At 66.3% G+C, this 12148-nt stretch carries 9 protein-coding genes and 1 other RNA gene; 8 read left to right on the top strand and 2 right to left on the bottom strand.

The annotated features are described in order from the left end of the window. Nucleotides 1–28: 28 nt before the first annotated feature. Both A3Q7_RS0109780 and A3Q7_RS0109785 read right to left on the bottom strand, forming a co-directional pair. Complete coding sequence (locus A3Q7_RS0109780) at nt 29–1048, bottom strand: SPFH domain-containing protein (protein WP_018411686.1); 1020 nt, start codon at nt 1046–1048, stop codon at nt 29–31. 211 nt (nt 1049–1259) lie between these two features. Then, a complete protein-coding gene (locus A3Q7_RS0109785) occupies nt 1260–3545 on the bottom strand; it encodes a PAS domain-containing sensor histidine kinase (RefSeq protein WP_018411687.1) in 2286 nt (761 codons plus the stop codon). Nucleotides 3546–3652: 107 nt separating this feature from the next. Here A3Q7_RS0109785 and rnpB point away from each other — a divergent pair. The 8 genes from rnpB (at nt 3653) to mraY (ending at nt 12140) form a co-directional block, all read left to right on the top strand. Continuing rightward, nucleotides 3653–4055, top strand: an RNA gene (gene rnpB, locus A3Q7_RS20360) — RNase P RNA component class A. A gap of 401 nt (nt 4056–4456) precedes the next feature. Continuing rightward, nucleotides 4457–4909 (top strand): division/cell wall cluster transcriptional repressor MraZ, encoded by a 453-nt coding sequence (gene mraZ, locus A3Q7_RS0109790; RefSeq protein WP_026224681.1) that lies wholly within the window; start codon nt 4457–4459, stop codon nt 4907–4909. Between the two features lie 327 nt (nt 4910–5236). Then, on the top strand, nt 5237–6151 hold the full coding sequence (gene rsmH / locus A3Q7_RS0109795; protein WP_018411689.1) for a 16S rRNA (cytosine(1402)-N(4))-methyltransferase RsmH: 915 nt from the start codon (nt 5237–5239) through the stop codon (nt 6149–6151). After that, nucleotides 6152–6427, top strand: coding sequence for a cell division protein FtsL (ftsL, locus tag A3Q7_RS0109800; protein WP_018411690.1), 276 nt, complete (start codon nt 6152–6154; stop codon nt 6425–6427). Further along, complete coding sequence (locus tag A3Q7_RS0109805) at nt 6424–8190, top strand: peptidoglycan D,D-transpeptidase FtsI family protein (RefSeq protein WP_018411691.1); 1767 nt, start codon at nt 6424–6426, stop codon at nt 8188–8190. Before ftsL ends, A3Q7_RS0109805 begins: the two co-directional genes overlap by 4 nt. Continuing rightward, the gene (locus A3Q7_RS0109810) at nt 8184–9668 is read left to right on the top strand and encodes a UDP-N-acetylmuramoyl-L-alanyl-D-glutamate--2,6-diaminopimelate ligase (protein WP_018411692.1); all 1485 of its coding nucleotides are present in this window, start codon (nt 8184–8186) and stop codon (nt 9666–9668) included. The genes A3Q7_RS0109805 and A3Q7_RS0109810 overlap by 7 nt, the downstream gene beginning before the upstream one ends. After that, complete coding sequence (locus A3Q7_RS0109815) at nt 9665–11062, top strand: UDP-N-acetylmuramoyl-tripeptide--D-alanyl-D-alanine ligase (protein ID WP_018411693.1); 1398 nt, start codon at nt 9665–9667, stop codon at nt 11060–11062. The genes A3Q7_RS0109810 and A3Q7_RS0109815 overlap by 4 nt, the downstream gene beginning before the upstream one ends. Beyond that, entirely contained in the window at nt 11052–12140 is a 1089-nt protein-coding gene (mraY, locus tag A3Q7_RS0109820) for a phospho-N-acetylmuramoyl-pentapeptide-transferase (protein WP_018411694.1), read from the top strand. Before A3Q7_RS0109815 ends, mraY begins: the two co-directional genes overlap by 11 nt. Nucleotides 12141–12148 lie beyond the last annotated feature (8 nt).

The raw sequence follows: 12148 nt of genomic DNA on the forward strand, positions 1-12148 counted from the left end.
GCCTCGCGCGACCTTGCCCGGGAACCGCTCAGCGGCCGGTGATCTGCTTCAGTACTTCCGCCTTCGCCGCATCGTAGTCGGCTTGCGTGATCAGGCCGCCATCAAGCAGGTTCTTGAGCGTGCCCAGTTTCGCTTCGGCCGGGTCAGACGCAGCAATTGCCGCGCGCGCGGCAGCCGTGCCGGCTGCCTGCCCACCCTGCATCGCATCGGTCATCGCCTGCCCGATCGCAAGACCGGCACCGAGACCGGCGCCCACGCCAGCCAGCCCGCCCTCGTTCTGCGCCGCCAGAGGAATGGCAGTGGCGGACTGGTACTGTGTGTAGAGTCCCATATCGCCCGCCATGCCGATCGAGATGCGGGCATCCAGCGCCTTCTGCAGTTCTTCCGGCAGCGAAACGCTTTCGACCGCGAAACTGTCCAGCGCCACGCCGTAGCGCTCGAACACCGGCGCCATCGTCGCCTTCATGGCATCCGAAAGGACCCCGAGATTGGCCGCCATGTCGAGGAAGGGCACGGCCGACCCGCCCAGGGTACTGCTCAGCGCGGTCACCACAAGATTGCGCAACTGCATCTCGAGTTCATCGACGGTATAGCACTCGCGTGTGCCGCTGATCTCCGCGAAGAATCTGCCCGGATCGACCAGCTTGTATGAGTACACGCCGAAGGCACGCAGACGCACCATGCCGAAATCCTTGTCGCGCAAGGTCACCGGCTGCGGCGTTCCCCACTTGCGGCCGAGCTGCAGCCGGGCGCTGAAGAAATAGACATCGCTCTTGAAGGGAGATGCGAACAGCTTGTCCCAGTTCTGCAGGGAGGTGAGGACCGGCAGCGTGTTGGTGCTCAGAGTGTGCAGGCCAGGACCGAACACATCGGCCACCTTGCCCTCGTTGACGAATACAGCCCTCTGCGATTCGCGCACGGTGAGCCGCGCACCGTACTGGATCTCGAAATCCTGCATCGGATAACGCCAGGCCAGCACGCCATCACCGTCCTCGTTCCACTGCAGGACATCGACGAACTGCTTCTTGATGAAATCACCGATCCCCATCCCCGACTCCCGTCTCGCAATGTCCTCGTGCGCACACCGCCGGAGCAGGGCAGGCACACGTCCTGCCCGGCGCAATGTCACAGCGCCGCCCGATCACCCGGTCGATGCCCCATCGCGACCGTCGCACCCGGCCTGAACATCGTTCCAGCCCCCGAGCGAGCACTCTAGCCGCCGGGCCATGCCCTCGCAATGACGTACGGCTCACCCCGGTTCATGACGGAGTCCGCGGCTCATCGGCAGAGCCGGTGATCGCGCGTCGGGCCAGCGGCAGCCACAACTCGATGCACAGGCCGCCACCCGCGGCACCATATCCCCGGACCTGCCCGGCGAGGGCCTTCATCAGTTCCCGGCAAACCGCCATCTGCAGTCCATTGGCGGCCAGCAGGCCGCGCCGTGCGCTGATCTGTTCGAAAGCATCGAACAGATGTTCGAAATCCGCGTCGGCCACCGCCGGCCCCTGATCGCAGATGCGCAGGCAGACGCCCTGCAGTCCGCCGCGGGCGGCAGCAGCCAGATGAATGTTCACCTCGCCGTCGGCCGGCGTCACCCGTATCGCGTTATCGAGCAGCGCGGTGAGCAATCCTTCCAGTCGATACGGATCGGCTTCGATCACGGATTCGGACGGCATCTGGGTCAGCGATACCGCGACGCGGCATTCCGCCGCCTGGCCGCGCCGGTCCAGCACGATTTCGCGCATCTTGTCCGCCAGATCGAAGCGCGAACGGGTAAGCGGCAAGGTGCCCGCCTGCAGGCGCGAAAGGTCGAGCAGACCATCGACCTGCGCCAGCAGACGCTCGCCACTTTCCAGGATGACCTTGAAGCGATGGCGGGTTGTGTCGCACAAAGGGGGACGGTCACGCAGCGCGATGCGGGCAAAGCCCTGTATCGCATGTATCGGCGTGCGCAACTCGTGCGACACGCGCGCCAGGAATTCGCTTTTCGCGCTGTTGGCGCGTTCGGCGGCGTGCTGCGCCTCAAGGCTGGCAGCCACCTGTTCCTCGACCATTTCGCTGAGCCGGTCGCGATGGCGCGTCAGTTCCCGCTCGGCATGCCGCCTCGCCTGTTCGCGTTGTCCTGCCTCCAGCAGCAGGGCAAAGGTCTGTGCCACCACCCGCGCCGCCTCCATGCCGTCCTGATCCAGTTGCCCGGACGGCGCAGCAAGACCGATCAGGCCGATCAGGCGCCCCCCGCTCGCGGCCGCGATGCACAGCAGGCCGGGTCCGGCCTCGGAATCAGGCGCCGCAACCAGCAGATCGCCGGTGCATGCATGGGTCACCGACAGTGCGCGATCGAGCAGATCGGCACGACAGGCGAGCCAGTCCGTATTGCCACACGCCAGCAGATCGACATGCAGCGTGGCGGAACCGTCGCTGCGACAGGCGCCGAGAAAGCCCTCATGTGCGCCGGACACCTCGTACAGCAGGCGCAGCACGTCAGCATGCACCTCGTCCGGCGGATCGCCGGCGATGAACCGTGCCTGCAGACACCCCAGCGCGGCAAAGCGGTCACGGCTGGCCGCCACCGCCGCTTCGGCCTGCTTGCGTGCGCCGATGTCCTGGGCGTAACCCACCAGGCCAAGCAGGCCACCGTCCTCGTCGTATACCGGAGCACTCCAGCTTTCGAGCCACTTGCGGCCAGCCGCGTCGTCGACAACCCTCTCGCACGGGGCGGGGTGGCGGCCATGCATGACTTCCACATCCTCCGCGCGATAAGCCCGGGCCAGCTCGGCCGGCCACAGATCCTCGTCAGCCAGGCCGCTCGCGTCATCCGGATGCGACAGGCCCGCCGCATCGGCGAGCGGCTTGTTGATCGCGAGCATCTTCAGATCGCGGTCCTTGAGCCACACCATGAACGGGAAGTTGTCGAGCAGCGCGCGCTGGTAACGCATCGCCCGTCGCAGCTCCCCCTCCATCCGGAAGCGCTCGCTCATGTCCTGCACGATGCCGCTGATGACGGTGCTTCCGGGCCCGGGTTCCAGCCGGCCCTCGAACAGCAGGCGCCGCGTTTCGTCATGCGCGACGCGCAGGGAGAATTCGGCACGATGTCGTGCGCCGGCGCGGGCGGTCCGCCAGGCTCGCCGCAGCGCATCGCGATCCGCGGCATCGACATGCGCGAGCAGCCCCTCCAGCGTGACGACCCTTTCCTTCGGCAGACCGAGGATATCCAGCGCGCGTTCAGACCAGTGGAAGACGTCGCTCGAATGCGTCCACGCGCCGATGCGCCCCAGATCCTGGGCGCGCTCCAGATCCGCCCGGGCCACGGCGAGCACGGCGCGGGCGTGATCGAGTCGCGCACCCGTGACGGCAAGCGCCACGCACACCAGCAGCAGGGGAACCCAGAAAAGGCTGGCGCCTTGCGCCGCTGATCGCGCCCGCAGCGTTTCTCCGAAAAGACCCAGAGGATCGACCGCGAGCAGAAGCAGCACAATGGCAAGCAGCAGGACACCCAACCAGTGGCGGAGCAAGCGGCGGGCGAATGCGGGAAGCGAACGGTTCATCGGTCGGGCATGAGAATGAACCATCTTGAACGGCCGGGGGCCAGGCTTTCTTGAACCGGCATCTGCGGCGCTCCGGAGCAGTCTCCGACCCGGTACAATCCGCGCCGGAAGTCCGCCGGGCAACCGCTGCGCGCAAGCGTGGAGGAAAGTCCGGGCCCCGCAGAGCAGGATGCCGGCTAACGGCCGGGCGCAGCAAGCCGCGCGAAGGTGCGGCCCAAGGCGACGGAAAGTGGAACAGAAAACATACCGCCGATGGCCGCAAGGCACAGGCAAGGTTGAAATGGTGCGCCTGCGGGCGGGCGGCAACGCCGGGTAAGAGCCCACCGCGTGCGCGGCAACGTGCACGGCACGCAAAACCCCATCCGGGGCAAGGCCAAATAGGGAAGCCATGACGCGGCTCGCGTCGCTTCCGGGTAGGCTGCTCGAGCGGCGTGGCAACACGCCGCCCAGATGAATGGTTGCCGGTGCGTTCGCGCACAACAGAACCCGGCTTACAGGCGGACTTCCACTCTCCTGTTGAGGCATCCGGCGCGGCGCCGTCCGCACCTCTCCTTTTCCGCAGTCCTCGCTTTCCTCTTCATCGGGCAGAACGCGCAATCCGCCATTTCGTGCGCTGTATCACGGTCGCCGTCGGCGTGTATCCATCACGCGCCGACACATCTGCTCACACCTCACTTTCAGTTCATTTTCTATCCCATTAAAAACAAAGGTTTTTTATTTCAACAGACTGTACAAAACCGCAGCTAAGTCCTTGTTGCATCAATGAAATTGCGCCCTCTCCACTATTGACCCCTGGGCTGTCGATGGCTAAAGTGGAGCAATATTGGATATAAAGTGGAGTGATTGTGGGAGAAATAATCCAGACCGTCGCTCCAGCCCTCCGCTCCTGACGCGCTGATACGGGCACGCACATGTTTTACGGGACGACCCGACTCACCATGGATGACAAGCACCGCATCGTCATCCCTGCTCGTCCACGCAAGAAGTTCATGGACATGTGCGAAGGCGAGGTCGTGATGACCGCGCGCACGCGCGATCACGTGCTGCTCTACCCGCTCCCTGAATTCGAATCGCTGATGTCGCGCCTGGAATCCCTGCCCGATCTGGACCAGACCGCCAACGACTTCAAGCTGAGCTTCACCGCCAATGCGCGCGACGAAACCATCGATCGTGCCGGGCGACTTCTGCTCGGAGCCGAACTGCGCGAACGTGCCGGTCTGCACAAGAGCGTCATCCTGGTCGGTCGCGGCAACCGTTTCGAAATCTGGGATGAAGCGCGCTGGAATGCCGAGTCGATCGCCCGCGATGCCCGCAGCGAAGCGATGTCGCTGTCCTCGGACGCAGTGCGCGAGTTCAGGTTCTGAGGATGAGGCCCCCACGCTCACTTCGTTCGTACAGGGCCGGCTTTGCACAGCCGGCCCGTTCGGCCGGCGCGGCGCAATGCGCCGCGAAACCCCTGCCTCACCCCCTCAAGGGGGCTGCGCCCGTCCTCGGGACGGCCCTTCGTACGGCGCCACCCACGGTCGGCTTTGCACAGCCGACCGGTTGCGCGGGCGACGAGCAGTGCTCGCCGAAACCCCCGCTACACCCCCCACGCTCACTTCGTTCGCCGGGAGCCGGCCGGGCCTTGCCCGCCGTTCGGGCCAGCGCGGTCACTGCGCAATGCATGCGCCGTCCCGGGACCTGCTGACATGGATCACGTACCGGTCCTGCTCGCTGAAGCGCTCGACGCTCTGGCGGTGCGTCCCGATGGCGTTTACGTGGACGGCACTTTCGGGCGCGGCGGCCACAGCCGTGCGCTGCTCGCCCGGCTCGGCCCACAGGGTCGTCTGATCGCACTCGACCGCGACCCGGCGGCGATCGCCGCCGGCAAGGCGATCGTCGATCCCCGTTTCACGCTCGTCCATGCACGTTTCGCGCAGATGGACGAAGTGCTCGCCGGACTCGGCCTGGACGCGGCCGATGGCGTGCTGCTCGACGTAGGCGTGTCTTCGCCCCAGCTCGATGAAGCAGATCGGGGCATGAGTTTCAGGCAGGACGCACCGCTGGACATGCGCATGGATACCAGCCGGGGTGAAACAGTGGCGCAATGGCTTGCACGCGCCGAAGAAGCGGAAATCAGGGAGATCATCAGAAACTATGGCGAAGAACGGTTTGCTTCAGCGATTGCAAAGGCGATTGTTGCTGCTCGGTGCGAGCGGCCTGTCGATTCAACAGCCCAGCTTGCCGCGATCGTGGCGTCCGCTGTCCGCACGCGCGAGGCGGGCCAGCATCCGGCGACGCGCAGCTTTCAGGCTCTACGGATTTTCATCAATCAGGAGCTTGAAGAGCTGTCGCTAGTGCTGCCACGCGCACTGTCGATGCTGAAGCCGGGCGGACGGCTGGCGGTCATTTCCTTCCACTCGCTGGAGGACCGGATCGTCAAGCGCTTCATGGCCGACCAGGCATCGCCACCGCAACCGCCGCGCGGTCTGCCCTTGCGCGCCGATCAGTTGCCGCAGCCCACCATGAAGCAGATCGGCCGCTTCCGGCCGGGCACCGACGAATTGCAGCGCAACCCGCGCGCGCGCAGCGCAACGCTGCGCGTGGCCGAGAAGGTGGCTTGAATGGCTCGCCTTCACATCGTCCTCATTGCTGCACTGGTGCTCAGCGCCCTGTCACTGGTGTCGGCGCAGCACCGCGCACGTGCGCTGCATACCGAAACCGAGAAGGAGATCGCGCGCATGCGCGTGCTGGAAACCGAGTGGGGACAGCTGCAGATCGAGCAGGGTACGCTGGCTGCGCACGCCCGTGTTTCCACTCTGGCCGAAACCCGGCTGAAGATGCGCGCGCCCGAACGTGAGCGCATCCTGGTGATCGAATCGCCGGAGGCCGCGCGATGAAGTTCGCCGACAATCCCCTGCTGGCCGAACTGCTGCCGGCCTGGCGCGCGCGCCTCATGCTGGTGGTGATGATGGCGCTGTTCGGCGGTCTGGTCGCGCGCGCCTTCTGGCTGCAGGTGGTCAATGACGAGTTCTACCAGCGCAAGGGCGAAGAGCGCTTTTCGCGCGTGCTTCCGACGCCGGCTTCGCGTGGCCGCGTGCTCGACCGCAACGAACAGGTACTGGCCATGAGTACCGAGGTGGCCGCCATCGTCGCCGAATCGCGACCGTCCCGCAGCGACGCCAAGGCCAACTCCAGGGACATCGGCGCCGAACGACTGTCGCCCGCCCAGATCCGGCAGCTTGCCGAGCTGCTGGACATGGACCACCGGGAAATCGCGCGCAAGATTCCCGAGAACCGCGGCCGCAGCTACCTGAAGCGGCAGGTGCCGCCGGAGATCGCGAAGCAGGTTCTCGCTCTCAAACTGCCGGGCATCCGCGCCGAACCCGAATATCGCCGCTATTACCCGCACGGCGAAGTGAGCGCGCACGTGGTCGGCTTCACCGGGATGGATGACAACGGGCTGGAGGGCATAGAGCTGGCGATGAACCGCCCCCTTTCCGGCCAGGTAGGGCAGCGCCGCGTCATCACCGACGCGCGGCGCAACGTGGTCGAGGATGTCGAGGTGCTGAAGCCTCCGCGCGATGGCGGCGACGTCCATCTGTCCATCGACACGCGCCTGCAGTTCATGGTGCACAGCCGCCTGCGTCAGGCCGTGGCGGACCACAAGGCGCGCGCGGGCAGTGCCGTCATCCTGGATTCGCGCACCGGCGAGGTGCTGGCACTGGCGAACTGGCCGACCTACAACCCGAACAACCGCACCCAACTGGCCGGACCGCCACTGCGCAATCGCGCATTCACCGACACCTACGAGCCAGGATCCACCATCAAGCCCTTTGTCGCGGCAATGGCTCTGGAAAGCGGACGCTACACCTTCGATTCCCCGATCGACTGCGCCGGCAAACTGACCTTCGGCCGCCGATCCATCGGCGATCCGCATCCGCATGGCGTGCTGTCACTGGCCGAGGTGATCCAGAAATCGTCCAACGTCGGCGTGGCCAAGGTGGCCGGCACCTTCAAGCCGACGGACATGTGGCAGGTATATGACGAACTCGGATTCGGCACACCGCTGCGTCTGGGCTTCCCGGGCGAGGCCGGCGGCCGGCTGCGGCCGGCCACGACCTGGAAGCCGGTCGAGCAGGCCACCATGTCCTATGGTCACGGCATGTCGGTCACCCTGATGCAGATGGCGCGCGCCTATCTCGTGTTCGCGCGCGACGGCGACCTGATCCCGCTGTCGCTGACCCGTGTCGATACGCCGCCGGTCAACGGCCTGCAGGTGTTTTCCGCACAGACCGCGCGCGAGGTGCGTCGCATGCTGGAAATGGCCGCCGGTCCCGGCGGTACCGCGCCCAAGGCGCAGATTCCGGGCTACCGGGTGGCGGGCAAGACCGGCACCGCGCACAAGCTGGAAGGGGGCGCGTACGCGAACAAGTACATCGCCTCCTTCGTCGGCTTCGCGCCGGTGTCCGACCCGCGATACGTCGTCGCGGTCATGATCGACGAACCCTCGAATGGCGTGCACTACGGCGGCCAGGTCGCCGCCCCGGTCTTTTCCGACATCATGAGCGCAGCGTTGCGCGCCACTGGCGTGGCACCGGACGCGCCGGTGGCAAACATCCAGATGGCGCGCAATGCAGCGGCCGACAAGGAGCCGTGGTGAGCAGCGGACTGATCCGCCATGTGCGTGCCGAACTGGCGCGGCACGGCGTGACGCCGCGCGCCTTGCGCGCGGACTCGCGCCATGTAGCCGCTGGCGAACTGTTCTTCGCACTGCCCGGACAGCGTACCGACGGTCGTCGCTTCATCGCGTCGGCCATCGAGCGCGGTGCCTGCGCGGTGCTGTGCGATCCGGGTGCCGCACAGGACGCCGTCGGCGTGCCGGTGATCGAGGTTCCGGACCTCGCCCTGCACGCCGGTGCACTGGCCGATGCCCTGCTCGATCACCCGTCCGCCGCAATGCATGTGATCGGCATTACCGGCACCAACGGAAAGACCTCGGTCAGTCAGTGGATTGCCCAGGCCTTCGCCGCGCTGGGCACGCGCTGCGGCGTCGTCGGCACGCTGGGAAATGGACTGCCCGGAGGACTGAGCGACTCGCCCAATACGACGCCGGATGCGGTGACGCTGCATCAGACATTGGCCGACCTGCGCGCAGCCGGCGCACAGGCGTGCGCAATGGAGGTGTCGTCGATCGGACTCGATCAGGGTCGCGTCGCCGCCGTGCACATCCACACCGCGGTATTCACCAATCTGACGCGCGACCATCTGGACTATCACCCCGACATGCAGCATTACGCGGCCGCCAAGGCGTCGCTGTTCTCGCACCCCGGCCTGCAGGCCGCGGTCATCAACACCGACGATGCCTTCGGCCGCACGCTGGCCGAAGGCATCGCAGGATATCTGCCGGTCATCGGCTGCGCCTGGGCCCGGCCGCTGCCGGAGGGCGTCGGCGGACTGCATGCGCACAATGCCGATCCGGCGCACGGGCTGGCATTCGACCTCGAGCATGCAGGACACAGCCTGCACGTGACGACTTCGCTGGTCGGTCAGTTCAACATCCAGAACCTCATGTCCGTCAGCGGCGCCCTGCTCCACGCGGGTGTGGCATTCGACGCGGTACCGGGCGTGCTGGCTGCGCTGCATGCACCGCCCGGACGCATGCAGCGGGTGGGCGGCGCAGGCGAGCCGCTGGTGGTGATCGACTATGCGCACACGCCGGACGCGCTCGAACAGGCCTTGCGCGCACTTCGCCCGGTCGCCGGGGCGCGCGGCGGACGTCTGGTGTGCATGTTCGGCTGCGGCGGTGAGCGCGACGCAGGCAAGCGTCCGCTGATGGCGGCGGTCGCCCATGAGCAGGCCGATCGCATCTGGATCACGTCGGACAATCCGCGCGGCGAGGACCCGGAAGCCATACTGGACGACATCGCGCACGGGCTGCCCGCGTGCTCGCCGGTCGAGCGGGAGGTCGATCGCGCGCGCGCGATACAGGGCGCCCTGGCCGAGGCGGCCGCAGCCGACGTGGTGCTGATCGCCGGCAAGGGTCACGAGAATTACCAGGAGCGCAACGGCGTACGCACGCCGTGGTCCGATGTGGAACAGGCGAGGGCCGCGCTGTCGGCCAGGAGGTCGGCGCAATGAAGGCGCTCTGGATGACTTCCGATGTCGCGCGGGCCTGCGGCGGCAGTCTGCACGGACCCGATGTGGCAATTTGCGGTTATTCGACCGACAGCCGCGCGATCCGCTCGGGCGACCTGTTCGTCGCGTTGCGCGGCGATCGCTTCGACGCACACGATTTCCTGCCCGAGGTACAGGTCGCGGGCGCCGCTGCCGCCGTGGTCGCCAGCGACTGTGCGCACACGGCCGGCACACTTGTCCGCGTCGCCGACACGCGCATCGCACTGGGCGACATCGCGCGCGCCTGGCGCAGCCGCTTCACGCTGCCGCTGATCGGCGTCACCGGCAGCAATGGCAAGACCACGGTCAAGGAAATGATCGCCGCCATCCTGCGCGCCCACGCCCGATCCATGGGCTGGGACCCGGAGCAATCGGTACTGGCAACACGCGGCAATCTGAACAACGACATCGGCGTGCCACTCATGCTGTTCGGACTGCGCGCAGACCACCGCCTGGCGGTGATCGAAATGGGCATGAACCACCCGGGCGAGATCGCATGGCTGGCCGGCATGGCTCGCCCCACGGTCGCGCTCGTAAATAACGCGCAGCGCGAACACCTTGAGTTCATGCACAGCGTGGCCGAGGTGGCACGCGAGAACGGCGACGTGTTCGACGCACTCGGCGCCGATGGCATTGCCGTGATCAATGCGGACGACGAATACGCCGATTACTGGTGCAGTCGCAATGCCGGCCGCCGCGTGCTGCGCTTCGGACTCGATCGCGCAGCCGAAGTCGGCGCCACGTTGACGCCCCAGGGTTTCGGCCACCGCCTGTCGCTGTACGGCGTATTCGGCACGGCCGACATTTCACTGCGCATTCCCGGCGTACACAATGCCCGCAATGCGGTGTGCGCGGCGACCGCCGCACTCGCAGCGGGCGCCGACATGTCGGCCGTGGTGTGGGCACTGAACAACTTCGAGGGCGTAAGAGGCCGCCAACAGGTGCGCACCGGCATCGCCGGCAGCACGCTGATCGACGACAGCTACAACGCCAATCCGGATTCCGTCCGCGCCGCCATCGACGTGCTCGGTCGCGCCGCCGGCCGCCGGATACTGGTGCTCGGCGACATGGGCGAAGTCGGCGCACAGGGTGCCGACTTCCATCGCGAAGCAGGTGCCCTCGCCCGTGCCGCCGGTATCGACGCGCTGTACGCCACCGGCGACGCATCGATACACGCCGTTTCCGCCTTCGGCAGTGCCGCGCTGCACTGCCCCGACAACGCTTCGATCATCGACATCCTGCGTCCGCAGCTCGATGCCGGCACCACCGTGCTGGTCAAGGGTTCGCGCTTCATGCGCATGGAACGCGTGGTCGAGGCCCTGCTCGCCTCAACGGGAACACCCGAAAATGCTTCTTGAACTTGCCCGCTGGCTGGCGGAAGACATCCGCGCCTTCAACGTATTCAACTACATCACGCTGCGCGCGGTACTGGCGATGATGACCTCGCTCGCCGTGTGCTGGATCTTCGGACCCATGGTCATCCGCAAGCTCACCGAATACAAGATCGGTCAGGCGGTGCGCGACGATGGACCCAAGTCCCATCTGACCAAGGCAGGCACCCCCACCATGGGCGGGGCGCTCATCCTCATTTCGCTCGGCGTCACCACACTGCTCTGGGCCGATCTGTCCAACCGCTATGTGTGGGTGGTGCTCATCGTCACGCTGGGCTTCGGTGCGGTCGGCTGGGTGGATGACTGGCGCAAGGTGGTGCATCGCGACCCCAAGGGATTGCCGGCGCGTCCGAAGTTCCTCTGGTCCTCGGTATTCGCCGCCGGTGCAGCCGTCTATCTGGGGCTTACCGCGCAGGAGCCGGCACAGCTCGAGCTGATCGTGCCCTTCTTCAAGACCGTGGCCTACCCGCTGGGCGCCATCGGCTTCATGATCCTCACCTACTTCGTCATCGTCGGCACCAGTCACGCGGTGAACCTCACCGACGGACTGGATGGCCTGGCCACCATGCCGGCCGTAATGGTGAGCGGCGCGCTCGCCATCTTTGCCTACGTGGCCGGCAACGCCGTGTTCTCGCGCTATCTCGGCGTGCCCTTCATTCCAGGCGCTGGCGAACTGGCCATCTTCTGCGGCGCGCTGTGCGGAGCCGGACTGGGCTTCCTGTGGTTCAACGCCTATCCGGCAGAGGTGTTCATGGGCGATGTCGGCGCGCTGGCGCTCGGCGCCGCGCTCGGCACCGTGGCGGTCGTGGTGCGGCAGGAAATCGTTCTGTTCATCATGGGCGGGCTGTTCGTCGCCGAAACGCTGTCGGTGATGATCCAGGTGCTCTATTTCAAGTGGTCCGGAGGCAAGCGCATCTTCCGCATGGCGCCTCTGCATCACCATTACGAGCTGGGCGGCTGGAAGGAAACGCAGGTGGTGGTCCGCTTCTGGATCATCACGTTGATGCTGGTGCTGTTCGGCCTGTCCACCCTGAAGCTGCGGTGAGATGAAGA

The organism is Methyloversatilis thermotolerans, assembly GCF_000372885.1.
GTDB lineage: Bacteria > Pseudomonadota > Gammaproteobacteria > Burkholderiales > Rhodocyclaceae > Methyloversatilis > Methyloversatilis thermotolerans.